This window comes from Flavobacteriales bacterium, from assembly GCA_016704485.1.
Taxonomy (GTDB): Bacteria; Bacteroidota; Bacteroidia; order Flavobacteriales_F; family PHOS-HE28; genus PHOS-HE28.
Genome location: JADJAA010000001.1, coordinates 57,983 through 81,204, shown reverse-complemented (window position 1 = coordinate 81,204; position 23,222 = coordinate 57,983). Strand labels below are relative to the sequence as shown.

General features: G+C 49.1%; 21 protein-coding genes. 10 read left to right on the top strand and 11 right to left on the bottom strand.

The annotated features are described in order from the left end of the window. Positions 1 to 90 precede the first annotated feature (90 nt). Together IPF95_00340 and IPF95_00335 are read left to right on the top strand one after the other, a co-directional pair. A complete protein-coding gene (locus tag IPF95_00340; protein ID MBK6473143.1) occupies positions 91 to 1,386 on the top strand; it encodes a glycosyltransferase in 1,296 nt (431 codons plus the stop codon). A 274-nt stretch (positions 1,387 to 1,660) separates the two neighbouring features. After that, a complete protein-coding gene (locus IPF95_00335; GenBank protein MBK6473142.1) occupies positions 1,661 to 3,145 on the top strand; it encodes a polysaccharide biosynthesis C-terminal domain-containing protein in 1,485 nt (494 codons plus the stop codon). 24 nt (positions 3,146 to 3,169) lie between these two features. On the opposite strand, the gene IPF95_00330 is transcribed toward IPF95_00335, so the two are convergent. The 3 genes from IPF95_00330 to IPF95_00320 are packed head-to-tail and all read right to left on the bottom strand — an operon-like array spanning position 3,170 to position 5,353. Continuing rightward, positions 3,170 to 3,823: a class I SAM-dependent methyltransferase gene (locus tag IPF95_00330; GenBank protein MBK6473141.1), complete on the bottom strand. Its 654-nt coding sequence runs from the start codon at positions 3,821 to 3,823 to the stop codon at positions 3,170 to 3,172. Positions 3,824 to 3,853: 30 nt separating this feature from the next. After that, positions 3,854 to 4,600: an FkbM family methyltransferase gene (locus IPF95_00325; protein MBK6473140.1), complete on the bottom strand. Its 747-nt coding sequence runs from the start codon at positions 4,598 to 4,600 to the stop codon at positions 3,854 to 3,856. 12 nt (positions 4,601 to 4,612) lie between these two features. Next, the gene (locus IPF95_00320) at positions 4,613 to 5,353 is read right to left on the bottom strand and encodes a hypothetical protein (protein MBK6473139.1); all 741 of its coding nucleotides are present in this window, start codon (positions 5,351 to 5,353) and stop codon (positions 4,613 to 4,615) included. Between IPF95_00320 and IPF95_00315 the strand changes: the two genes are divergently transcribed. Beyond that, positions 5,352 to 6,422, top strand: coding sequence for a glycosyltransferase family 4 protein (locus tag IPF95_00315; protein MBK6473138.1), 1,071 nt, complete (start codon positions 5,352 to 5,354; stop codon positions 6,420 to 6,422). The two genes, IPF95_00320 and IPF95_00315, sit on opposite strands and share 2 nt — an antisense overlap. An 11-nt stretch (positions 6,423 to 6,433) precedes the next feature. On the opposite strand, the gene IPF95_00310 is transcribed toward IPF95_00315, so the two are convergent. The 6 genes from IPF95_00310 to IPF95_00285 all read right to left on the bottom strand — a co-directional run bounded on the left by IPF95_00310 (position 6,434) and on the right by IPF95_00285 (position 13,395). Further along, the gene (locus IPF95_00310; GenBank protein ID MBK6473137.1) at positions 6,434 to 7,369 is read right to left on the bottom strand and encodes a DNRLRE domain-containing protein; all 936 of its coding nucleotides are present in this window, start codon (positions 7,367 to 7,369) and stop codon (positions 6,434 to 6,436) included. Positions 7,370 to 7,461: 92 nt separating this feature from the next. Beyond that, positions 7,462 to 7,869, bottom strand: coding sequence for a DUF2147 domain-containing protein (locus IPF95_00305; protein ID MBK6473136.1), 408 nt, complete (start codon positions 7,867 to 7,869; stop codon positions 7,462 to 7,464). 21 nt (positions 7,870 to 7,890) lie between these two features. Next, positions 7,891 to 11,121: a M1 family metallopeptidase gene (locus tag IPF95_00300; GenBank protein MBK6473135.1), complete on the bottom strand. Its 3,231-nt coding sequence runs from the start codon at positions 11,119 to 11,121 to the stop codon at positions 7,891 to 7,893. Between the two features lie 53 nt (positions 11,122 to 11,174). After that, entirely contained in the window at positions 11,175 to 12,140 is a 966-nt protein-coding gene (locus IPF95_00295) for a YihY/virulence factor BrkB family protein (protein MBK6473134.1), read from the bottom strand. Further along, entirely contained in the window at positions 12,140 to 12,988 is an 849-nt protein-coding gene (nadC, locus tag IPF95_00290; GenBank protein MBK6473133.1) for a carboxylating nicotinate-nucleotide diphosphorylase, read from the bottom strand. The genes IPF95_00295 and nadC overlap by 1 nt, the downstream gene beginning before the upstream one ends. After that, the gene (locus tag IPF95_00285; protein ID MBK6473132.1) at positions 12,985 to 13,395 is read right to left on the bottom strand and encodes a DUF4783 domain-containing protein; all 411 of its coding nucleotides are present in this window, start codon (positions 13,393 to 13,395) and stop codon (positions 12,985 to 12,987) included. The genes nadC and IPF95_00285 overlap by 4 nt, the downstream gene beginning before the upstream one ends. Positions 13,396 to 13,470: 75 nt before the next feature. On the opposite strand from IPF95_00285, the gene rlmH reads away from it, so the two are divergent. The 7 genes from rlmH to IPF95_00250 all read left to right on the top strand — a co-directional run bounded on the left by rlmH (position 13,471) and on the right by IPF95_00250 (position 21,180). Then, positions 13,471 to 13,935 (top strand): 23S rRNA (pseudouridine(1915)-N(3))-methyltransferase RlmH, encoded by a 465-nt coding sequence (gene rlmH / locus IPF95_00280; protein MBK6473131.1) that lies wholly within the window; start codon positions 13,471 to 13,473, stop codon positions 13,933 to 13,935. Between the two features lie 95 nt (positions 13,936 to 14,030). Next, positions 14,031 to 14,948, top strand: a complete 918-nt coding sequence (locus IPF95_00275) for a class I SAM-dependent methyltransferase (GenBank protein ID MBK6473130.1) — start codon at positions 14,031 to 14,033, stop codon at positions 14,946 to 14,948. A gap of 131 nt (positions 14,949 to 15,079) precedes the next feature. Further along, on the top strand, positions 15,080 to 16,501 hold the full coding sequence (locus IPF95_00270) for a hypothetical protein (GenBank protein MBK6473129.1): 1,422 nt from the start codon (positions 15,080 to 15,082) through the stop codon (positions 16,499 to 16,501). Between the two features lie 87 nt (positions 16,502 to 16,588). Beyond that, positions 16,589 to 18,091: a hypothetical protein gene (locus IPF95_00265; GenBank protein ID MBK6473128.1), complete on the top strand. Its 1,503-nt coding sequence runs from the start codon at positions 16,589 to 16,591 to the stop codon at positions 18,089 to 18,091. A 42-nt stretch (positions 18,092 to 18,133) separates the two neighbouring features. Next, the gene (locus tag IPF95_00260) at positions 18,134 to 19,333 is read left to right on the top strand and encodes a glycosyltransferase (protein MBK6473127.1); all 1,200 of its coding nucleotides are present in this window, start codon (positions 18,134 to 18,136) and stop codon (positions 19,331 to 19,333) included. Then, positions 19,320 to 20,354: a UDP-glucose 4-epimerase GalE gene (gene galE, locus IPF95_00255; GenBank protein ID MBK6473126.1), complete on the top strand. Its 1,035-nt coding sequence runs from the start codon at positions 19,320 to 19,322 to the stop codon at positions 20,352 to 20,354. The genes IPF95_00260 and galE overlap by 14 nt, the downstream gene beginning before the upstream one ends. Before the next feature lie 109 nt (positions 20,355 to 20,463). After that, on the top strand, positions 20,464 to 21,180 hold the full coding sequence (locus IPF95_00250) for a class I SAM-dependent methyltransferase (GenBank protein MBK6473125.1): 717 nt from the start codon (positions 20,464 to 20,466) through the stop codon (positions 21,178 to 21,180). Between the two features lie 3 nt (positions 21,181 to 21,183). On the opposite strand, the gene IPF95_00245 is transcribed toward IPF95_00250, so the two are convergent. Together IPF95_00245 and IPF95_00240 are read right to left on the bottom strand one after the other, a co-directional pair. After that, positions 21,184 to 22,065 carry a glycosyltransferase family 2 protein gene (locus IPF95_00245; protein ID MBK6473124.1) on the bottom strand — a complete coding sequence of 294 codons (882 nt, stop codon included), beginning with the start codon at positions 22,063 to 22,065 and terminating at the stop codon, positions 21,184 to 21,186. 2 nt (positions 22,066 to 22,067) lie between these two features. Next, positions 22,068 to 23,198, bottom strand: a complete 1,131-nt coding sequence (locus IPF95_00240) for a glycosyltransferase family 4 protein (GenBank protein ID MBK6473123.1) — start codon at positions 23,196 to 23,198, stop codon at positions 22,068 to 22,070. Positions 23,199 to 23,222: the final 24 nt, after the last annotated feature.

Here is a 23,222-nt window from a genome sequence, read left to right as displayed (position 1 = left end):
CATTCTACATTTCGTTTGCTTTCTTCGACCAAGCAGTCACTCCATCAGCTAATGAGCTGATCATCCCATCAGCTAATCAACATAACCTCCGTGCATCGCGTCCTCATCATCACCTACTACTGGCCACCCAATGGTGGGGCCGGGGTATACCGATGGTTGAAATTCAGCAAGTATCTTCCGCAGAATGGTTGGCAACCGGTGATCTACACACCGCAGGATCCGGAGTTGGTCTCGCATGATCCGGACTTGTCCAAAGACATTGCTCAAGAAGTAGAAGTGGTCAGGCAGCCGATCACGGAACCCTTCAGCTTGTACAAACGGTTCACGGGTCGCAAGCAAGAAGAGCGCGTGCAAACCGCATTCTTGAACGAAGGTGGTAAGCGGGGTTGGAAAGATGACGTAGCACTTTGGATCCGCAGTAATCTGTTCATTCCCGATGCACGTGTGTGGTGGGTGAAGCCAAGTATTAAATTCCTGACGAACTATTTGAAGGAGCACCCTGTCGATGCCATCATCACCACCGGGCCACCGCACAGCATGCACCTGATCGGCTTGGGACTGAAACGTGCGACGGGAATAAAGTGGGTAGCTGACTTCCGGGATCCCTGGACCGACATTGATTATTACGGACAGCTGACCTTAACCAAATGGGCCGATAAGAAACAACACCGGTTGGAGCGCGAAGTACTACAAGCCGCGGATAAGGTGGTGACGGTAAGTTGGAGCTGGGCGAAGGATCTTGAGCAATTGGGTGGTAGGCCAGTAGAGGTGATCACCAATGGATATGATCCTGCCGATGTGCCCAATCCATCAGCATCTATGGATGATGCATACAGCCTCGTACACATCGGTAGTATGGTTGCCACACGCGATTGCCCGGAATTGTGGAATACACTTGGTGAATTGGTTCGCACCGACGGTGAATTCGCTGATCGGTTCGTATTGCGGTTCGTTGGGCCGGTAGACCTAAGTGTCATCGAAAGTGCGACATCCGCAGGGCTGGGTGAACACATTGAACGCATGGGCCGCGTGGGCCATGCAGAAGCGATGCGAGAGATGCAGCGAGCCCGCGTACTGTTGTTGCCGATCAACGATACACCGAACAGCATGGGGATCCTTCCAGGCAAAGTATTCGAGTACCTAAGCGTTGGCCGCCCGATCTTGGCGGTAGGCCCGAAAGAAGGAGACATTGCACGGGTTCTAGGTTTAGATCACCTTCTAATTTCACGCACCGGAGCGAAGCGTGAATTAGAACGGATCAAAGCACTTTTCGCAACGCCAATGCAGGGCCATCAAAATCAAGCAACGAATCAATTCAGCCGCCCATCACTAGCCAACGAAGTAGCAGAATTATTGCAACGTACGTTTACAGCACAAAATCACTAGGCAGTTTGCACTGGCATTTTGCAGTCCCGGAATTTATCGTTTCGCTAGGATATGTTCTTTGGGAGTTAGACCATGCAGACAGCAAGAATCGACAACGAACAATCAAGAACAAAGAACCAAGGCACAAGGCACAAGGCAGACTACATAAGACATAAGCCGACACTCCCAATTCCCAATACCATTTACTCTGTACCAAAACCAACGAACGATCTGTGATCATCATAACCATCTGCGTTATCTGCGTTCCTGATCTGATCTTCTGATCAACTCCTCAATGGGCATCATCGCCAGACAAGCCACCCTCAACACCTTGCTCGCCTACTTAGGCATTGGGCTGGGTTTTGTGAACGTGGTTCTGCTGTACCCAAAGGTGTTGGATGCGGACCAGTTCGGACTCACGCGTCTACTTGTCTCGTTAGCGACCATTGCCGCTCAGGTAGCCCAACTCGGTGCAGAGAACACGGTGATCCGCTATTTTCCCTACTTCCGGGATCCAGAGAAGGACCATCGCGGCCTGTTGGGAATGCTGCTCCTTTTCGGCACTGCGATCGGGCTTTTTACCATGTTGGTACTGGGTGCTTTGCAAGGTGTTTTCGCGGATATTTTTTCCGATAGCAACGCACTATTCGTTACGCATGGATGGTTGTTGCTACCGATCGTATTCTCAGAGATCCACTTCATCTTATTGCGCAGTTACAGCCGATCGCTTCAGCGCACTGTGCAACCCAGTTTCATTCGCGAATTCGTCCTACGCTTGCTTCAAACTGCACTGATCGGTTACCAAGCGTGGCGCCCCATGTCGTTCACCGACTTCATGCTTTTGTACACCGCAATATTCTTAGTGAGCACGCTCTTGTTGGTGGTGGATCTTTACCGTGCAGGCCAATTCAAATTGGGTTGGGCTCACCGTTGGCTACCACGCAGATTGCGCAAGAGCATGCTCACCTACAGCGGCTATACGCTTTCTGGAAGTCTGGCGGGTATCATACTCGGCAATATGGATCAATTGATGATAGGTGCACTGCTTGGCGATGGTCTTAAATATGTAGCACACTATGCCGTGGCGTTCTATTTCGGGTCGGTAATTGCGGCACCTGCACGTGCATTGCAACAAGCTGCGGTACCAATACTAGCGGATGCTTGGAAGCAGAATGACACGGCCAAGATCCAGATGCTTTATCGTTCCTCATCGATCGTACAATTCTTGATCAGTGGGTTTTTGTTCCTGTTGATGGTAACCAGTTTGGATGGGCTTTTCGCACTACTACCAGCGGAATACGCGGGAGGCGCGAAAGTAGCGTTGGTCATAGGCCTTTCCTACATGCTCACCAGTGCGGTTCAACTGGGCGTTGGCATCATCAGTATGTCGAGATCATATCGGTTGGATGCCTTCAGCAGCATCGGCATGTTGCTCGTGAATTTGGTCGCGAACTTCTTCTTCATCCGCAGCATGGGCATAGTTGGCGCAGCGTATGCAACGTTCTTGTCGTTGATGCTCGTGAACGTGTTCCGCACATGGATCCTCTACTCACGCTATGGACTTTGGCCCTTCGACCGACGCACGGTATTGGTTGCGCTATTGATCATCGCCGTATTGGGCGTTATGCAGTTCGTACCAACAGTAGACAACCCTTACCTCAGCGTGATCATGCGCACAGCGATCGCAGCGGCCTTGTTCCTGCCCGCCGCATACGCCATGGGTCTGCTGAAGGAGTTGATGGAATTCTCACAACGCATACGCGGGAAGGTGGTTGGCTGAGTAAGCCTAAACGCAGGGAGGCCGCTAGGCTATCTTCCGGATCGCAAAGCTTAGGAAACGATCGGTCTCGTGCGTGAGCAGGATCAGTTCCCAATCGTAATTCACACAGAACTCATGCACGGCCTCGATCACACCATAGCGCACACCGCCGTCCCAGTTACAGGTGCTGAAATCATGGCCAGCCAATATCCCATTCGGTTTCACTTTCGTCCGAGCCAACTCAAGTTCAGCTGCTGTTACGGTGTAACCATGGTCGGTATCGATATAGATCCAGTCGAATTGCCCGTCGGCATAGGTCGGTAGCACATCCGTAGAAAGGCCCAGATCCAACTGCACTTGACCGCTGGTGATCTCCTTTACGAATTTGTCACGCACGATCTTTTCCAATCCGCCATGGTAGCGCGCACTTGCCCACACATCGATCAGGTGTAGCCGTGCGGGTTTTGTAATTGCCAGTATCATTTCGGAAAAATCACCATGATCCACACCCGCTTCAGCCACTACGCCGCCCTTCGGTAAGGCTTCCAAAAATGCCTTGCGATCGAGCACGACCCTTAAGTTCCGGATGTGTTTCTCGTGCAGTTCAACCCTCGGAATACGTGCGGTCTGCGAACGGCGAACGCGACCAAGCAAGTTGTTGAGTTGACGATAGATCGGTTTAAGGAAGGGAACTGCCATGGTTGATGTGGGCCAAATATCGGTATCCTTTCAGGCGCGGCCCATTTTTGAGCAGACCAACGTGTATCCATAGATCTCATAGGTCCATGAATAGGGTGCGATCGCTTTGAAGAAGGCATCACCGCAGCCCGGTCTCATATGATCATGAAGTTCGATCGCGATGGTATCAACATTTGCGATCCAGCCGAGGTCTCCACTTGAGAAAAGTTCCAGTTCAGACCCTTCGATATCGATCTTAAGCAATGAGATATGTTCGATCCCAAAACGCTTCATAAGTCCAGGTATGGTCACCGCAGGCGTATCACCGGATACATCGGCTCGCGTTTGGATCCCCGAATGCCCAAATCCCTCGGTATCCAAGTGTAAAGATCCTTCTACCGGCCATACTCCGGCTTGCACGCAGTTCACATTGGGCATTCCCGTTGTGTTCTTTAAAAGGATCCCGAAATTTTCACTGTCAGGTTCCACGGCCACAACTTTGCAGGTAGGGTTGAGCATGGTCCAGTAGCGAACTGTACAGCCAATATTTGCTCCACAGTCAATTACGGTATCGTAGCGAGCCGTACGCGGAATGAATTTGCTGTAGAAGATCTCATCGAATATGGCCATGTCCGAGGTACCCGGGCGAAGTTGGAACGAGCCATTATTACCGGGAAGGTCGATCGTGGATAACGATGGGGATGGTCTGCTTTTCAACTGTACGATCCGTGTGCCTTTTAAGACTCCGAAACGCGCAATATGCTCCAGCCATAGCGAGGTAGCTTTCTTCAATCCCATAGGTCAAATATATCAGCGGCGCTCTGCGTAATATTTTGAAAGCGTACGAAGAAGATCCTGGTGTTCATAGGTGCTTTTTCGCGAAGGTCCGATCAGTTCCAGAAATTTTGAATTATCCACTTCGTACGACTGACCTTTCTCTACAAGATCATGATCACCATTTCGATCAAGAACCTCTTCCATCATAGCAACAAGCGCTGGCAAATGGATCGGTGTGGATCCGCAGACGTTCAATGTTGCTCTTGGTTCTTTCGGTGCCTTTATGATCGGTGATAGATCCTCGATAACGTCATCAACGTCCAAGAGGTAGCGTGTTGCATTTTGGAACACTTCGAAATGTTCGTTCTGCAGAATGCGGTCCCTTAAGAAATTGGTCAATGTGTTGGGGTTCTTTGTTCTGCCGATCATGTTCGGTAGCCGAACGATCAAGTGCTTGCTAAAGCGGTCCGCGATCAATTGTTCCATCTTCCGCTTATGCAGAATGTAGGGCGAGTCCTGCAATGAAGGATCGTAAAGGCTACACGTACTGAAGTAAACAAGTTGAAAAGCGTTGTCCTGAGCGGAAAGCAGGTCGAGTTCTCGTTCAAAAGCAGAACGCTCACGTTCACTGGAGCGGCTCACCCCGGAAGCGAAAATGCAGACATGGGGATCCGCCTTGAATGCTGAAAATGCATGGGCCAACATGCCGGTTCCGATCACCATCTTTTTAGCAGGTAACGGATTGATCGCAGTCTGAATAGATTTGCGCTTCATGAAGGAAGCACGAGAAGGACCAAAGAAGCGTTTGGTCTATTGCACAAACGTTACAGCTTCTTTTTCGAGAAATGACGTCCTTCTTCTGCGTGAACATTTCGACCTCAAGTACTTTGATTTTTCTATAGGGCGCAAGATATTCACGCCGATCGTACTGTTAAGGCAATTCGTTTTCCTGTTGCGCTATCTTCCTGGTGCACATATCTCGGTTACCCAATTTGCGGGCTACCATTCCATCCTAGTGGTCTTATTGGGAAAGCTCTTCGGTGTCCCGTCGCTGTTGGTGCTAGGTGGAACGGAATGTGTCAAATTCCCATCATTCGGCTATGGCGATCATATTCGCTGGCCGTATGGATCTCTTGTTCGCTGGAGTTTGCGAAATGCCACCCACTTGGCTCCTGTCGACGCAAGTTTGGTTGAAAGCCGGTACGTTTATTCGCCTGACCCAAGAGACCCTTCGGTACAAGGTTTCCGCGGCTTATTTCCCGATATCCTTACGCCGTATACCATTTTGCAATACGGGTATGACCTTGAACGGTTCAAGCCACAAGGTGAGCGCCGACCGGGTTCGTTCTTGACCGTTAGCAGAATGAACGCACCCAATTTCTACCGCAAAGGTGCAGACCTGATCTTTGCTATGGCCGAACGATTCCCAGAACTGGAGTTCACCATATTGGGAGATGCAGAAGGTATGAGCTATCCGCCGGTTCCGAGCAATCTTAAGCTGGTACGCTCAGTGCCGTACGAGGATCTGCCAGCCTATTATGCAAGTCATGAGTTCTATTTACAGCTGAGTATGTGGGAGGGTTTCCCGAGCGCACCATGTGAGGCTATGTTGTGTGGCTGTGTTCCGATCGTTAGTTCCGTCGCAGCATTACCGGAGATCGTTGGTGATACTGGTTTCATTCTTCAAAAAAAGGATCTTACCGAACTAGAAGCGTTGATCCAAAAGGCTTTGGATTCGGATATTCCAGCTCGAAGTCAAAAAGCGAGAGAACGCATCATGAAAAGATGGCCTTCGAACGAGCGTAATAAGCTAGTGGAACTGGTACGGTCGCTTTGCAAATAGACGCGATCAGGTCACTGCACGACTAATTTTGCAACACCTAATTGTTCTCCATTTACCGTTTCCACCTTAAGGGAATAACTGCCTTCGGAGATCGTCGGTAAACGCAATTCGAACGGGTATTGCACCGCGTTCCATGTTCTGAGTTTACGACCGAGTTGGTCATAGAGTTCAATAGTGATGGAACCGCTTTCCATGGAAGGCAGGTCCAGTCGAACAGCGTTTCCGCTGAGTCCTGGATTTGGAACCAGCAGAATGTTCCGGTCCAGTGCGGATAGTTCCAACAATCCATTGACAGTAGGACATTCTCCATAGGCAATAGCCAATTGAGGACGTCTATCCGCTTCCGGTGCTAAATTCCCGTAGAACGCTAAACCATTACTGGGAAATTCATTCACGAGTTTGATCATTATGCCATGAGAATTTATCGGATCATCCACCATGTCCTGGATCAATGTTGTTACGTCAATATTTAAATAGTTCTGTAAGGCGTAGGTGCTGGCGGGTATGCTCACGGAATCCACATTCGTTGTTGTTGGTTGGTTGTTCCAAGTAATGGTATTCTCATCCCACGCAGAATTCACCAGGGACAGAATACATTGGTTCTGACCAACATGGCCGATAGATGCTACTTGGCCGAGACCATGAGGCCCAATAGCCGAAAGGCTGAGGAAGGCACCTTGAATGGTTGATCCCGATGGTATTGCACTTAAGTCGAAATCAATGATCGCTCGCCCAGTATTATTCCCGCCTTGATTTCCCGGTTGTGAGAATGCCGAGAATTGCAAAGCAGAATTGTAATTTGTATTCGCTGTATTGATACCTTGGTGAAATGCGAAAGGAGTGTCGCGACTAGAGCCGATCAGCAACATGTTTTGTGCAAACAACGAACAACTCAACAAGCTAAGTGCGACTGCTTGTACAATTTTTATTTCCAGTGATCTGAACATTCTGAGTTGAATTTGATTCCAAGATAATGAATACGTTGCTTGATCAGTGTAATTAGTTGACCCAAGCCCTTAGCCCTGCCATGTAAATACCATCACCGCACCCACACCTGCGTTCTGTAGAAGAACGCAACGTATCCGCGGACCATCAACTTACCGTCCTCTAACCACATCTTGCAATCGTAAACTTTTCCATTCTCCGGGTCGAGTATGGTGCCATCTTCCCATTCGTCGCCATCTTTCTGCATGTTGCGGATGATCGGAAGTCCTAGGATCCGTTGGCCTTTTCGATCGTCGCTGCATTTTTCACAGACCTTCTCAAGCTTGGTCTTGTCATGGATGTCAACGATATGGCCAGTTGCAATTCCGTTCGTTACAGTGATCTCAACCACGGAGCGCTTGGCACCCGTGTTATCATCGATCGTTGTCCAACGGCCGCTGATATCCTGCGCGAATGATGCTGTTGTGAAAAGAAGGCAAAGGAGTAGGGTGATCGGATTCATTCAGTGTGGCTGGCGAATGCGTCAGAAACTACGGCCAATGCCAACAACGTACCGGAATGCGAAATGTTCTGTTTCATTAGCAGGTAGCGCGCTTAGGAACAACGGCATATCAAAGCGGATGGTGAACGGTTTGATATCCACCAAAGGCCCGAATTTTTTAATGGTCAGGGCAAAACCAGCTCCGGCATCGGCGCGGGGCATGGCCATTTCCAATTGCTGTTTGCCATTGCGTGCGTCGCGGTATCCCATACTGCCGATGTCACCGAAAAGGTAAGCATCCAGGTGTAACCAGCGTTTGGTCCAGCGCGGCTTTATGCGCAAGAATTTATCCAGGTCAAGTTCGGCATTCGCGGCTACGCCTGTGTTGCCTCTGTATGTATAAACTACGGTGCTGTCCGGGGTCAGTTCAGGGGCTAAATATCCCGCATAGCCGCGTAGGTTCAGACCGCCGCCGTAGTGAAAGTGGTTTACGTTGTTACCATAAGCGCCTACCCAATCATAGGGCACAAGACCAGCGCTGCGCACGTACTTATTCTCCATCAGGTTCTCTGGCGCCCCACCGGCCATGTAGAATGCTGTTTCAATGCCACCGGTACCGGTACCGTATTGCGCTATAAGACGCACTTTCAATTCGGCCTTACCCAAGTCGAATTCATTCCAAGTCGTTAGTCGCACGTTCTCACCAAATCCAGTGGAACCGACCATGGGTTGTCGCAGGCGCAATTGCAATTTGCCCGTTCCGCCCAAGAGTTGATACTTTTTGTTGGCATAAAGATCCAGTACCCCTTGCCATTTGTTCAAGGTCCATTCCTTCGGGTACAACAGGTAGGTCAGGTCGGCACTATCCTTACGTACGAAATAGCGTAGGTCCGCCTCCACATCAAAACCCCCTTTGGGTGCTTTCCATTTAGCGCCACCGCCGTAAAGTTCCAAGCCATCAAGGTGGCGCGCTTTTAAAGAGACGCTGGACCCTTTAAGCAGTTTCTCTGTGCCATTCTCGTAACTGAAAACGAACGAGAGGGGGTCGAATGCCACATCCTTGTTACCCGGAAATGCATCCGTGAAAACGGGGTTGTCCGGTGATAAGTATTGACCAATTCCGGTGTTGAGCCATGCGCTGAAGTGGATCTGGTGTTTGTATTTCATATAGCTGCTGTTCAAATGAACACCGGCTTTTATTCCGTCGTAACCATTCCACCAAAGGTCCGGGCGTGCGAATACCTGGTAGGCATGGCGATCTGGTCTGTTGCGGATATGATGATCGAACATGATGTTCACTGGAACATGCATGCTGTTGTTCAATAGATAGACATCGCCCAAGCGGCCTGTTGTATCAATTTGAACATTCGCAATTCCAGTGGGTATATCCACGCGGGCCGTGTAGTCCCTGGCAAGTTCATCGTACCCGATCCAGCGCGGAAGTACGGTGGCATCCGTCTTTTTTTCGAACCAGGTATTGGGTATGTAATAGTCATATTTTTTACCATTGTTCGCAGTAATACGAAGGTCTATCGGCATATGCAGATCACCTTTTCTCAAGAGACGGATCTCCTGTCCTTCACTGCGGTTCTTGCGTTTCACACTTCTTATGGAGTAGTCGATGCGTCTATCGGTCTCTATCCATTGATCGAAGAACCAATTGAGGTCCGCGTGTGTGAAGTCGATAAAACTTTGCCGCATATCCTCCGGGTAAGGGTGGCAGATCTTCCATTGCTGTACATAATTCTGCATCGCTGCTAAGAAGAGCGAGTCGCCTAGCACGTATTGCAGATTGTAGAGCATTACAGCGGTCTTGTCATACACATGGCCATAGCCTCGTCCTAGTCCTTCAACGTGTCCGAATTCATCACTGTGGACATTAATTGGAGGTATTTCATTTCTAAGAGCATCATACTGGTAGCTGTAATAGACCGGTTCCTCGCGAGCAAGGCTTGGCTGAGTAAAACCACGTTCGTAGAAGTTCTTGGCAGGTGTTTCGACCATGGTATCACCGTCGATCTGTTCGAGTCCCCATATCGTCAGGAATTGGGTGAATCCTTCATCCATGAATGCCCTGTATGTTTCATTACTACCCAGCATGCCGAAGAACCAATTGTGCCCGATCTCATGCACGAATAATCCGCGGTAGTTGGGTTCATTCCCACTATCCAGTGTGAGCATGGGATATTCCATTCCGTCCCGCGCATCGGCCACGATCATTTTTGGATAAGCATACATGCCGAAGTCACGACTGAAACATTCAATGATCTTCGCTGTGTACTCTGCCGCATTCTGCCAACCACTTGCGTGGGGTTCCTGTGCAAGTGCAACGCATTTAACGCCATTCCAGGTTGCTTCACCTATGCGGTAGGTCGGGTCCGCAGTAAAGGCAAAGTCATGTACGTTCTCGGCATGGAATTTCCACACTTTGCGGATCGAAGTATCCGGAACGATCACGACAGAAGGGCGTTCATTCCATGGTTTATCCTTGAAATTGCTGAGCGCCAGTTTCGCTTTCAGTTCCGCTGGTAGCACCTCCCGTTCATTCTGAAGCCAACCCGTGGCATCCATAATATATTGGTTCGGGAAGTCGAGTTCCACATCGAATGTTCCGAAATCACCATAGAATTCGCTGCCTAGGTGCTGCTGTGTATCCCAACCGAACTTCCGATCATACACCGCGATCCGTGGATACCAATGCACGCCGTCATAATGTTTCTGGCCCCATGCATTGAACAGTTTCATTCGTCTATCGATCGCTGTTGACCAATGGGTCGCGAAATCCATACGCAACGTTATCCGTTCACTAGGAGACAGCGGGGCCTTCAGCCAGACTTTCAACACTGTGTTGTCCTGTTCCGATCGGAGCGTGTCTCCATTTGATGTGATGGCGTGAACACGCGTGCCGCCGTATGGAAGCGTTGAATAGTACTTCTTGTCCTCCCCTTCAGCGATTGACTTGTTCTCCAAATATGAACCCTTGACATAGGCTTCCTGGTACAAATGAAAGTAAACGTAGTGGAGCGTATCCGGTGAGTTGTTATGGTAATAGAGCGTAAGATCTCCATTAATTACATCGTCCATATCATTCAAACGAGCCTTGATCAAATAGTGCACATCCTGCTGCCAGTATCCCGGGTAAGGCGGTCTGTTCTTCCAGTACAACGGATTGTCCGCGTTGCGATATGAGTTCGGGGGCTGTAAGGGTGCGAAACGCTGGGCGAATGCACTGCTGATCACAAGGGTCAAAAAGAAGATCGCTGGAATACGCATGGTCAGGGGGACCAAGGTATTAAGGGAATGCGGATCGATCGATCCTCTCCCATTCACACGGGGCTGGCTGCTAGTTTCCTGATCTTCAGATTTGCACGATGATCCACCCTTGCTTTTACGATCGCGGAGTTCAACTCATGTCCAATGAGCAACGCTATCATATTGAAATAGATCCACAATTGAACGGCGAGAATAGCGCCTATGGAACCGTACAGCGCATTGTAATCGGTAATGTTGCTGAATACGAATGCAAGCGCTTGAGAGATCACTAGCACCAGGAACATGGCCAGCAATGCACCAGGAGTGATCAATCTGAATTTAGGGGAGGTCGGATCACCCGCAGCATATAGCATCGAAACGAAACCAAGAACAAGCAATGTGGAGATCAACCACTTTGCCGCGACCAGCGCATAGACCTGAACTTGGCTCGTAAGAATACTGTAATCGGTGAGCCTGTCAATGGCAATACCGCTCATGGTCAATACGGGAATTCCGATCAGTCCTAGAATTGGCAACACGAGCAGCAGACCCAAACTCAACAGTCGTTGCTTCAACGGACTATGCCACGTGTGCAGATTGGTGCTCTGGCTGAAACCTTGCAGTATCGCATCGATGCTATTGCTGGCCAAGTACAATCCGATCAAGAAGCTTACGGATAACAGTGTACCGTGCTTTTTAACCAATAGATCGTGCAATGTTGTCTCGATGAACTTGTAAACTTCCGGTGGCAATAGATCACGGAAGGTGACCAGCAGTTTGATCTGGAAATCATCGATCGGAATGAACGGGATCAGTGTAAGCAGCATGATCACGGCGGGGAAGAATGCGATGAATACCTTGAACGCGATCGCCGAGGCACGCATGGCTAGTTGTCCATCGGACAATGCTTGAAGAAAGAAACGTCCTATCCTGTATATACTGAACCCTTCGAAACCAGGTAGGACCACGTCGTCCGCACGGCCCACCAACCGCCTGAATACTCGAGAGAAGAGCACCTTGCGTTTGATCCTGTTCAACATCACAATGCTTTCAAACTGAGGTCAAGGCAGGCAAAGCTATGGGTAAGCGCACCCACGGATATGAAGTTGACGCCCGTTTCGGCATATGCTCGAGCGGTGGTCAGCGTTATGCCTCCTGATGCTTCGGTCTCGTAGGTGTCATTGATCAAGCTCACTGCTTCACGCATGTTCTTTGGCGTGAAGTTATCGAGCATTATGCGTTGGATCCCACCGGTTTCAAGAACCTGTTGTACTTCAGAGATGTTACGTGTCTCGATCTCGATCGGTAATTTCAGATCACGGTCTTTTTGGTAGGTTCTGGCCGCAGCAATTGCTTGGGGAATTCCCCCTGCGAAATCCACATGATTATCCTTGATCATCATCATGTCGTACAAACCCATACGATGATTGGTACCGCCACCGATACGCACGGCCCATTTCTCGATCTCACGAAGTCCGGGTGTGGTTTTCCGTGTATCCAGCACGCGACAGCCAGTTCCTTCAATGGCTGAAACGAATCTGTTCGTCAACGTAGCAATACCGCTCATGCGCTGCATGAAATTCAGTAATAACCGTTCAACGACAAGGATGCTTCGCACAGGTCCATGGATGATCATCACCACATCGCTGGGTTTCACCTGTGCGCCGTCTTCAAGGAATACCTTGGGGATCAATTGCGGGTCATAGCGTTCAATGATCGCCAATGCCAGCTCAACACCCGCAAGGATACCGGTATCCTTCACTAACAATTGCGCAGCACCATTGGCACTAGCGGGTATCGTGCTAAGCGTGGTGTGGTCACCATCACCGACATCCTCGGCAAAGGCGCGGTCGATCAATTCCTCGGTCAACGGTGGAAGCACGATCAAAAGTCGTTCTTGCTCGGCTCAATGCGAAGCTGTTTCACTTGGAATTCCTCACCGGTCTTTTTCAGGAAGAACGTGGTCCTGAATTGAGCATCCTTTGTTTTCAGGATACCAATGAAGTATTTATCGCCGAACTTGCTCACGCCACTGTGCTCAATGGCAAGGTCCAAAGGGGGATGCTCGTTGAAGAACTTGCGAAGTATCTGCTCAGCCTGAGCTTTGCTATATACATCGGAGGCATCCAGTACCGTAAGATCCAAGTTCGGGATGAAATGGTCGGCAAGGTCTTTTGAATTACCGGTCTTCATGGCTTGTACAACTTTATCTTTCACCGGATCCTGAGCTTGTAGCCCCACGAAAGGCAATAGGAAAGTAAAAAGTAGTGCGAAGCGGATAATTGATCGTTTCATTTGTTGCGAAATTGGGCAAATACCGGGCCATATGCAGTAGTGTGTCCACCATAACTTACTAACACCGCTAAGGGCATGAAGATCAGGCTGATACTTGTAGGACGAAGCGAACGTGGGTTCATCACGGAGGGCATAACACATTATACGCAACGGCTCGCAAGAACGTTTCCGGTTGAGCAGGTAGTGCTTCAGGAGGCCGGCAAGGGCGACATTGCCTACCAGCAACGTACCGAGAGTGAGCGCATATTAGCCGCCTTCAGGCCCGGTGAAAAAGTAGTTGTGTTGGATGAAAAGGGTAAGGCATTGACAAGTCCACAATTTGCTGGTCAACTAGGTGGTTGGCGGGATCAGGGAGTTCGACAAGTAGCATTCGTGATAGGTGGGGCATACGGGTTCACGGATGAAGTTCGCCAGCGCGCGGATCTGATCATGTCACTTTCAGCAATGACATTTCCCCACCAATTGGTTCGGGTGTTGTTCGCTGAGCAATTGTATCGTGCGTTCGCAATTTTGGGAGGAAGCCCTTATCATCACGAATAAGGCAACCTTTTGCTCATTTGGCCGTCAATAGCAGATCTTAAATAGTTTTGTCCGTGCATACCGGAATTGTAGTGCATAATTTGATCTAGGAAAGGATGACGAGTGAGTTGGGGCCGAGGTATTCGTTCAAGTCGATCAAGACATGCAATATGTGCGGTTCAGGTCCAGAGCAACACGATCTGATGGGCCAACGCTTGAACGGCTCTCAAGGAAGCAGGCCTTGGAAGAAGAAGGGCGTAACCACAAGCGTGCAGAAATGCAAACGGTGCAAGTTGATATTTTCCGATCCAATGCCTATTCCATTGGATCTGCAGGATCATTACGGAGTTCCCCCGGAGAATTATTGGGTGGATGGATACTTCAAGGTGGAAGAGAATTACTTCGGGCATAACTTGAACCGCTTCCGGTCCTTGATGGAATTCAAGCCAGGAATGACCGCATTGGATGTCGGAGCGGGAATAGGTAAGGCCATGATAGCCTTGAACAAAGCAGGGTTCGATACATACGGATTCGAACCATCGGAGCCATTCCGAAGCCGTGCGATCGAACGTATGGGCATAGACCCGGACAGGATCCAGTTGGGCGACATTGAAAGCATCGAATACCCGGAAGGTAAATTCGATCTGATAAGTTTTGGCGCTGTTCTGGAGCATTTATACGATCCCTCTTTCTGTTTAGGGAAAGCAATGCGTTGGCTCAAGCCGGGCGGATTGGTCCAGATCGAAGTTCCATCATCACAATGGCTGATCCATAGATTGATAAATGCTTCATACGCGATCCGTGGAAGCAATTACGTTGCAAATCTTAGCCCAATGCATCCGCCTTACCACTTACATGAATTCGGCGTTAAGAGTTTTGAGGAAAATGGTAAGGTGAACGGTTATGGGATCGCATTCCATGAATTCTATATCTGCCAAACCTTCATGCCAAGCATTTTGGATGGACCATTGAAATGGATCATGCGCCGAAGCGGTACTGGCATGCAATTGAGCATCTGGTTACGCAAGTCATAAGCGATCGCACATTGTTGCTAAGTAAAGGTGATGGATCTCCGTATGCTCTTCATCAGCGATCCTTTGGGACCAAGCGATCCAAGCGAGTCATTGTTTTTTAGTTTCTTTTGTTGAATTGCGCACTTAAGATCATGATGGAAAAGCAAGGCATATTGACCAGGTGCCTGAACGCCCGTACGACGTTCAAGGTATTGCTTGTGCTGAACTTGCTTCAGGTACTGGTCATATTGTGGGCCACTCGGAACGTGGTGTTAAGTGACACGTGGTCCTATTTGGCACTTGCTGAAAGCCTACTGCATGGAGAATACAGTTTGTGGTGGGAGCTGCCGACTGAGATCCCGGACACCTTTAGAGCACCAGGATATCCGTTGATATTGGCAACTTTAATTAAAGTGTTCGGCAATTACAAGGTAGTTAAGGTGGTCAATCTATTCTTGTATTTCGCAGGGGTTTTTCTGTCATTGAAAGTGATCGAACGTTTCGATACCCGCTTAATGGCAAGGAACATATTCTTGATCCTGTTGATCCCTTCGATCAATATTCCCTACTACATAATGCAAGCTTACACGGATATACCAGCACTGTTCGGGATCTGTGCGGTGGTTTTTATCGCCACTAGACCAGGACCGTTACCTTGGTATCTTGCCTTGATCCAAGGTCTGCTTTTTGCATTTCTGTTCCAATTGAAACCGGTCTTTCTTCTATTACCGGTGGCCTATTATTCCGTGATGTGGTTGGTGGAACGAAAGCAATTCCAGTTCCGCACACATGCACTATCATTCGGCATTTTCGTGCTTTCCTTGCTCCCTTTTGGATTCTGGAATCTGAAGCATCATGGTGTTTTCCAGGTGACGCCATTGCAGGGTGGTGGAGGGTATATGCATTTTGGATTCTGGTGTGGGAAAATGCCGAACTACACCGATCACATTTCGCTGCGCAACTTCACGGGTGACGAGGTCTTTGATTTCGTTCCGCCATCAACGATCCCTGCGAACATCCAGGAATTCGAATCGGAATGGGCGGATATCCTCGCGATCGTGGATCCGCTTAAGACCAAGGTCGATAGCATTATGCTTGCATCCCGTCCGTTGGTTACCTACAGCGTGGAGAACACGTTCAATTCTGAGTACACAAGAACACGAGAGAAATTATTGATGGACAAGGCGATCGGGCATATGCTTGATGACCCTTGGTACACGATCAAATACAAGGTATTCTCAGCCGTTAGGTTATGGGTGATCGGGATACAGGTTACGGATTTTCGTGAAGCGTCCATAGGAGGCAAGGTCAAGATGCTCTATGCAACCATCACTACAGGTGTTATTTTTCTTCTGTTCATTGTTCTTGTTCCACTGGCGCTCTGGCGTAAACGGTTGAGTATTGGGAGAATATGGCCTCTTGCAATTGTTGTGGTATATGCATGGCTCATACATGTTCCGTTCACTATACAAAGTAGATATACTATTTGCGTACGATTTACGATGATGGCACTGGTGGCACTTGCCATAGCATCTCTGTGGTCCAAAACAGAAGACACCATCACACCGGCTTAATGATCGGTCGGATACTGTTGGTTCAGGATAGGATAGTTGATCCGGTGTTGATCTGCCGTGATAAGAGTGTTCGTTCAGATCCATGAAATGATCACCCTTTTCAGCACATACTATTTTGGTGAGGCGGAGATCGCTTATTGGGAGTGGGCGGTCGCAATAGTATACGTGCTAGGGTTGTATGTCTATTTCGCTCGGATAAAGAATGTTCGGATCAGAAAGGAGCCAGAGTACAAGTACCTCCTATGGGGTCTTATGGCAAAACTTTTTGCCGGTATCGTTTTCTCCTTGATCTATTTCTATTACTACCAAGGAGGAGATTCGGTGGCTTATTTCTACGGAGCGGTTTCCATGCGGAATTTGGCGATGGTGGACCCGCTGGCGTATCTGAATCAACTATTCGGAGATAACACGCTTGAGAACTGGAATGTTTATACGTGGGAAACCGGCAAGCCATTTCAATATCTGTATTTTGATGATAGAACCTTTTTCGTGATCCGGATCACGAGCTTATTGGCCATTCTTTCATTCAATAGTTATCTGAACGCCTCATTGCTGATAGCTAGTGCTTCATTCTTTGGGATCTGGGCTTGTTTCCGGACCTTTGTGAGTTACTTTCCGCAGCAGACCGGCAAGCTTGCGATAGCGTTCTTGTTCATGCCTTCGGTCATTTTTTGGGGGTCCGCCATCCTTAAGGACACCTTCACGATAAGTGCTGTTTTCTGGTTCATTCATTCCATTGATGAGATATTCTTCAAAAAGAGGAACATAACATCCAGGGTGATCATTCTGGTGTTGAGTTCGATGATCATGGTCCTGATCAAACCATACATCTTCATGACCTTGTTCCCGGTCATGGTTCTATGGTTGTTCTATTTCAGGGTCGTACAGATAAAGAACCTACTCGTCAAATTCGTGGTCGTACCAATAGTAATGATCGGCACTGGTGCTCTGTGTTTATCGATCTTGGATAGCTTGGGGGATAGCTTGGATAAATTCGCGCTTGACGAGGCTTTGAATACCATCGAGGTTACACAAATGGACCTTGCTAAAGTCGATTGGTATGGAGCCAATTCATTCAACATTGGCGAATTCGACGGGACATGGTCAGGGGTATTCTCGAAATTTCCGGTTGCCACCAACGCAGCACTCTTCCGGCCGTACATATGGGAATCCTCGAGCGTAGTAGTCGCCATGAGCGGCTTGGAGAACCTTTGGGTCCTTTGGCTCACGCTATTGGTCATATGGCAGGTTGGGCCAGGATTCGTGCTCCGCGCGATGATCGGGAATCCATTGATCTTGATGTCCATGTCATTCGCCTTGTTATTCGGTTTCATTGTTGGCGTTACCACACCGAATTTTGGTGCGCTCGTGCGTTTCAAGATCCCGCTGATACCGCTTTACATAAGTGCATTGTACCTCATTAAATATTTGGGCCAATTGAAACGGGTAAGAGAAAATCAAGGACTTCGTTTTGATATTCGTCAATTCCGAAGAGGATCGGCCCATCTTGATGAATTTGCAGGAATACAAGGCAAACGACACAAGACCACCTACGCGAAACCCGGCGCTTCGCTCAAACCTACGGTATGACATTAGGTGTAGCGTATACGAACACAATAGCGGATTTCGTTGATGCGTGATCCGGAGCATGTATTGGTGATCACGTATTGGTCATATGCCGATGCCTTGGTCCAGACCTATACGTTGCCTTACCTGCGTATTATGCTGGGCGTTATGCCGGAGGGTAGCTCCATTCACATTGTAACATTGGAAAAGGATGGAAATGAAGATCCAGTGCAGGAGGCAGGAATTATTCACCATCCGTACGCGTATCATTCATTGGGAATTCGTGGGTCGTTCATGATCATCGGACTGGTGCGTTCATTGGTCAGCGTGGTGCGCAGGTCCAGTATCACAACGATCCATGCGTGGTGTACACCAGCTGGCATGATCGGGTATTTGGTATCCAAGATCACCGGGCGCCGTTTGGTATTGGATAGTTATGAGCCACATGCAGAAGCCATGGTGGAGAACGGAACATGGTCATCAGGTGGTTTTGCGTTCCGGATCTTGTTCCTCTTCGAACGATTACAATCCAAACGGGCCAGTGTGCTCATAGCCGCCACGGAGGGCATGCGGGATTATGCAAAGAAGAAGTATGGTATTACGGATAAACCGTTTTATGTCAAACCAGCATGCGTTGACCTGAAAAAATTCAGCGCAAAGGACCGCAAGGACCCGGAATTATTGCGCTCTATGGGGCTAGAAGAAAAATTCGTGATCGTATATGCCGGCAAGTTCGGAGGGATCTATTTGGATAAGGAAGTATTCGAATTCCTGCGCGAGGCTTATGATCATTGGGGAACACGCGTTCAGGTGCTACTACTTACAGGGCATACGTTGCAGGAGTTGATGCCATGGATCGAACAGGTCGGGCTGCCGCAAGAGATCTTTACGATCAAGTTCGTGTCGCATGCGGATATTCCGAGATATATGGGCCTTGGCGACGTTGCATTGACCCCGGTCAGGCCCGTTCCGACCAAGAGGTATTGCACGCCGATAAAGGATGGTGAGTATTGGGCATTAGGATTACCAGTGATAATAACTGCTGGGATCTCGGATGATTCGGATATCATTGCGGCGAAGGGGATCGGTGCCGTTTTGGAAGGTCTGGACCAACGGAGCTATCGGAAGGCGCTTAGAACGATAGATCACCTGCTGGCAACCCATACTCCGGATCAACGTTATAGGACCGTGCGAGCAGTTGCAGAGAAGTATCGCACTTTTGATATCGCGAAGGCGATCTATGAAGATGTCTATGGAGAAAAGTAAGAGGAAGATACTGGTCACCGGGGGAGCAGGTTACATTGGGTCACACACGATCATTGAACTGTTGGAGAAATGGGATGGAGAGGTCGTTTCGATCGATCATTTTGCGAACTCGGATCCAGCGACCTTCGATCGGATCGAGCGGATCATCGGTAAACGCGTTAGGAACCATGCGGTCGACCTGTGTGATCGTGCTGCACTGGACGAAGTCCTTGCGAAAGAGCGAGGCGTACATGGCGTGATCCATTTTGCGGCGTTCAAATCGGTTCCGGAGTCAATGGCCGATCCGAATAAGTATTATCATAACAACATAGCCTCATTGCTGAATATTCTTGAAGGTTGTGTGGCCCATGGAATAGGAAGTTTCATATTTTCCTCATCCTGTTCGGTCTACGGCAACATCGCTGATCTTCCGGTCAGCGAATCCACACCGCTGGGACCTGCTGAATCACCCTACGGTTACACGAAACAGATCGGCGAGCGGATCGTGCAGGACTTCACGCGGGTGAATCCTCTGCTACGATCCATCGCGTTGCGTTATTTCAATCCGGTCGGAGCACATGCATCCGGAACCATTGGAGAAGCGCCGATAAATCCCCCAAGCAGTTTGGTGCCTGTGATCACCCGCACGGCGAGTGGTAAGATCCCATTATTGACCGTACATGGCAATGACTACGATACGGTGGACGGCTCATGCATACGGGATTACGTTCATGTTTCCGACATAGCATCTGCGCACGTGCTGGCGATGGAGTATTGTGCGAGAATGAGCGCAACGGAAAGGTATTCGGTCTTCAATTTGGGTACGGGCAACGGAGTAAGCGTATTGGAAACGATCGCGGCATTCGAGAAGATCAGTGGCCTGAAATTGAATTATACCGTAGGACCTAGACGCGATGGTGACGTAGCTGCGATCTATTCCGATACGACCAGGTCGGAAAGAGAACTGGGTTGGGTTGCGGAACGCGATCTGGAGGAAATGATGCGCTCGGCATGGGCCTGGGAGCAACATATTGCACAATAGAGGGGCGGATCACCTTGAGTCCATCGGTTCGATATCGATCAATTTTTGAATTTTACTAAATTTCACCGTTCATGAATATGCTCGATCGTTGATAGCTTGAAATTGGAAAATGGGAATTACCACACCGCGTAAAAAGCCGAAACACGTTCTGCTGTCGCTCATTTATCGGTTGCAGAAGCTGCTTCCAATGAGCACAAAGCGAAAAATGAAGCTCTTCTTGGATCTGGAGTGGATCTTTGATCGGTTGGCAATGGAGTCTTCCTTCAAGTTCTACGAGACCAAGGATCATCCGTTCCGGCGATTCGCGAAAGAATTCCTGTTGCATCGAATACGCGCTGAACATGTGGTATTGGACATTGGTTGTCATCAAGGACACATTACAGCAATGGTTGCAACAAAGGCGAAGACAGTCGTTGGTGTTGACCATGACAGTGCGGCGATCGAGTTTGCAAAGCGTTCCTATACTGGCCCCAACCTGACTTTCCTGCACATGGATGCCATGACGTACCTCCAAGGCAATTCCATGAAGTTCGATGTGCTTATCCTCTCCCATATTCTTGAGCACTTGGATTCCCCCGAACAGTTCCTGTCGGATTTCAAGCAGTATTTCGATCATATCTATATCGAGCTACCTGATTTTGACAAGACCTACCTGAACCACTACCGGCAAGACCTTGGCATGGCATTGATCTACACGGATGACGACCACGTATCTGAATTCGATCGAATGGAGCTACTGACCATGTTGTCGAAAATTGGTATCAAAGTGGAAGAGAGCGAATACCGTTTCGGAGTGCAACGTCTTTGGTGTAGCGTAATAAGATAAGTGCTACTCCAAGGCCATTCGTCTGGTCATGGCCTTATGTTTGGATCTGAGAACGATACCAGGCTTCTTCAACCATGCGCGGATGAGCCATGGAATTGCCTTGACCCTGTTTTTTCCGTTCACCCACCAGCTGCCGCCAATGGCCCAGTAGGCATTTGCCATTACAACATTCCAGAATGCCGATCCTGCACTTGGATCTGTCTTATGGGCCTTGTTCAATAAACGTAAATGATCATTCTGGTAGAGCACAAGATTTCTGCTCATACTTGTCGAATGGACGCGGTACAGAAAAAGGCCTTGTTGCACATGAGCATAGGAGAAAGATCGGGCCAGTGTTAAAGCAATGCCCTGGTCGGCGGCGTTGGAAAGGTCGGTATCGAACCGGACGCCAGCATCGAAACAACGCCTGTGAGCAAGTAGATTGCTCGCTGCAGTTGGTACTGCCGGATCAAGGCCCAATAGGATGGTCTTGGCAACATCACCATCAGTGCCCTTCAGAGTTTCACCGGTCAATTCAGAATCGGCATTGCAGATCAGTGCATCGCTGAAAACCCAGTCAACGTTCCGTTCATTCAGCGTTGCGATCTTAACCTCGATGTCATTGGGTAGCATCAGGTCATCCGCATCAAGGAAGCGGAAATAGGTCCCTTTCGCATGTTCGATACCCGTGTTCCGTGCGCTACTAACACCCTGGTTGGGCTGCTTGATGATCCTCAAGCGAGGATCATTGATCCCACTGGCAATTCGCGTTGTTCCATCACTGGATCCGTCGTCGACAAGGATCACTTCGATGTCATGGATCGATTGTTCCAATGTCGATCGAAGGGTGGAGTCTATCCAACGTTCAGCATTGTATGCCGGAATTATGACTGACACGAGCGGCATGGTCATTCAACAGGTTTCAGGGCGTTGCGATACAGGTCTACGGTGCCTTGCCACATCACATCGAATGAATACATCGCCAAAGCTGTTTTCCTTCCGGCAATTCCAATGGACCTGTGGTCGGACCTTAACAATCGTTCAACTCCTTCGGCCAGTGCCTTGCCTGTTCTTTCGGTAACCAGAATACCATTTTTTCCATCCTCTATTGCGTCTGCGGCAGCGCCGGTGAACGTACTAACAACGGGAACGGAATTCATCATTGCCTCTGGATAGACCAATCCGAACGGCTCCAGAATGGCTGCATGAAAGTAAACATCCAAAAGGCCATAGAACGATGCCATTTCGGAGCGATCGATCCAACCCGTAAGTACCACATTATTCTTCAGCCCAGATTCTTCGATCATCGTGCGGATCTCAGGTTCTTCTGCTCCGCTGCCGCACAATAGAAAAAGTGCATCCGGATGTTCTTTCACGAGCTCCATAGCTGCTGCTAGGATCAGTTTATATCCTTTCCATTCAATGAAACGGGCAACGGTTCCAATGATGGGGCCCTTGTTCGCGGTGCCGAAGCGTTGTTTTAGTCGGTCCATTACAACAGGGTCCTGCCTCGTGAACTGTTCAGAAGGAATACCGTTGTGTACCAGCGTGATCTTGTGTTCAGGAGTTCCTTCCTTGTGGATCAGGAACCGTTTGCTTTCGTTGGAAATAGCGAGAACATGCGTGGCCATTCGCGAATTGAATCGGTCCACTGCCATCCAATGTGGAGCATGTAGGTAGTGATATCCAGTGTCCTGTTTCGTGATCACACGGACCTTTACACCAGCGAGCTTTGCTGCGATCAACCCCGGAACGGAATCATCGAATAAATTGCAATGCACAATGTCCGGACGATATTTTCGCATGTATCGCCAGAGCCGTGGCAGCGCCATCAGCATGTCCAGTTTGCGATGCGAATCCCTATACCGTATCCATTCACACTTGAACCCTTTCGCCTGCATCTCGTCCATGATCCCTGGCCGTTCCGGGTACATGATCAAGAAGGTGTAGGTCGGATCTCCTTCCTGCACGGCACGATCCGTGAACCACGTCAAATAGGGGACATGGTCGTTGTTGGCGAATGTGTGCAGGACGTGCATTTCAAGTGGTCATATTCCTCATCT

Excerpts from the sequence above, each read along its gene's own strand:
- IPF95_00265 (MBK6473128.1), top strand. The coding sequence starts at position 16,589 with ATGATCACCCTTTTCAGCACATACTATTTTGGTGAGGCGGAGATCGCT.
- IPF95_00300 (MBK6473135.1), bottom strand. The coding sequence starts at position 11,121 with ATGCGTATTCCAGCGATCTTCTTTTTGACCCTTGTGATCAGCAGTGCA.
- IPF95_00240 (MBK6473123.1), bottom strand. The coding sequence starts at position 23,198 with ATGCACGTCCTGCACACATTCGCCAACAACGACCATGTCCCCTATTTG.
- IPF95_00250 (MBK6473125.1), top strand. The coding sequence starts at position 20,464 with ATGGGAATTACCACACCGCGTAAAAAGCCGAAACACGTTCTGCTGTCG.
- IPF95_00320 (MBK6473139.1), bottom strand. The coding sequence starts at position 5,353 with ATGAAGCGCAAATCTATTCAGACTGCGATCAATCCGTTACCTGCTAAA.
- IPF95_00270 (MBK6473129.1), top strand. The coding sequence starts at position 15,080 with ATGATGGAAAAGCAAGGCATATTGACCAGGTGCCTGAACGCCCGTACG.
- IPF95_00260 (MBK6473127.1), top strand. The coding sequence starts at position 18,134 with ATGCGTGATCCGGAGCATGTATTGGTGATCACGTATTGGTCATATGCC.
- galE (MBK6473126.1), top strand. The coding sequence starts at position 19,320 with ATGGAGAAAAGTAAGAGGAAGATACTGGTCACCGGGGGAGCAGGTTAC.
- IPF95_00330 (MBK6473141.1), bottom strand. The coding sequence starts at position 3,823 with ATGGCAGTTCCCTTCCTTAAACCGATCTATCGTCAACTCAACAACTTG.
- IPF95_00245 (MBK6473124.1), bottom strand. The coding sequence starts at position 22,065 with ATGCCGCTCGTGTCAGTCATAATTCCGGCATACAATGCTGAACGTTGG.
- IPF95_00295 (MBK6473134.1), bottom strand. The coding sequence starts at position 12,140 with ATGTTGAACAGGATCAAACGCAAGGTGCTCTTCTCTCGAGTATTCAGG.
- IPF95_00275 (MBK6473130.1), top strand. The coding sequence starts at position 14,031 with ATGACGAGTGAGTTGGGGCCGAGGTATTCGTTCAAGTCGATCAAGACA.
- IPF95_00285 (MBK6473132.1), bottom strand. The coding sequence starts at position 13,395 with ATGAAACGATCAATTATCCGCTTCGCACTACTTTTTACTTTCCTATTG.
- IPF95_00315 (MBK6473138.1), top strand. The coding sequence starts at position 5,352 with ATGAAGGAAGCACGAGAAGGACCAAAGAAGCGTTTGGTCTATTGCACA.
- IPF95_00325 (MBK6473140.1), bottom strand. The coding sequence starts at position 4,600 with ATGGGATTGAAGAAAGCTACCTCGCTATGGCTGGAGCATATTGCGCGT.
- IPF95_00305 (MBK6473136.1), bottom strand. The coding sequence starts at position 7,869 with ATGAATCCGATCACCCTACTCCTTTGCCTTCTTTTCACAACAGCATCA.
- IPF95_00335 (MBK6473142.1), top strand. The coding sequence starts at position 1,661 with ATGGGCATCATCGCCAGACAAGCCACCCTCAACACCTTGCTCGCCTAC.
- rlmH (MBK6473131.1), top strand. The coding sequence starts at position 13,471 with ATGAAGATCAGGCTGATACTTGTAGGACGAAGCGAACGTGGGTTCATC.
- IPF95_00310 (MBK6473137.1), bottom strand. The coding sequence starts at position 7,369 with ATGTTCAGATCACTGGAAATAAAAATTGTACAAGCAGTCGCACTTAGC.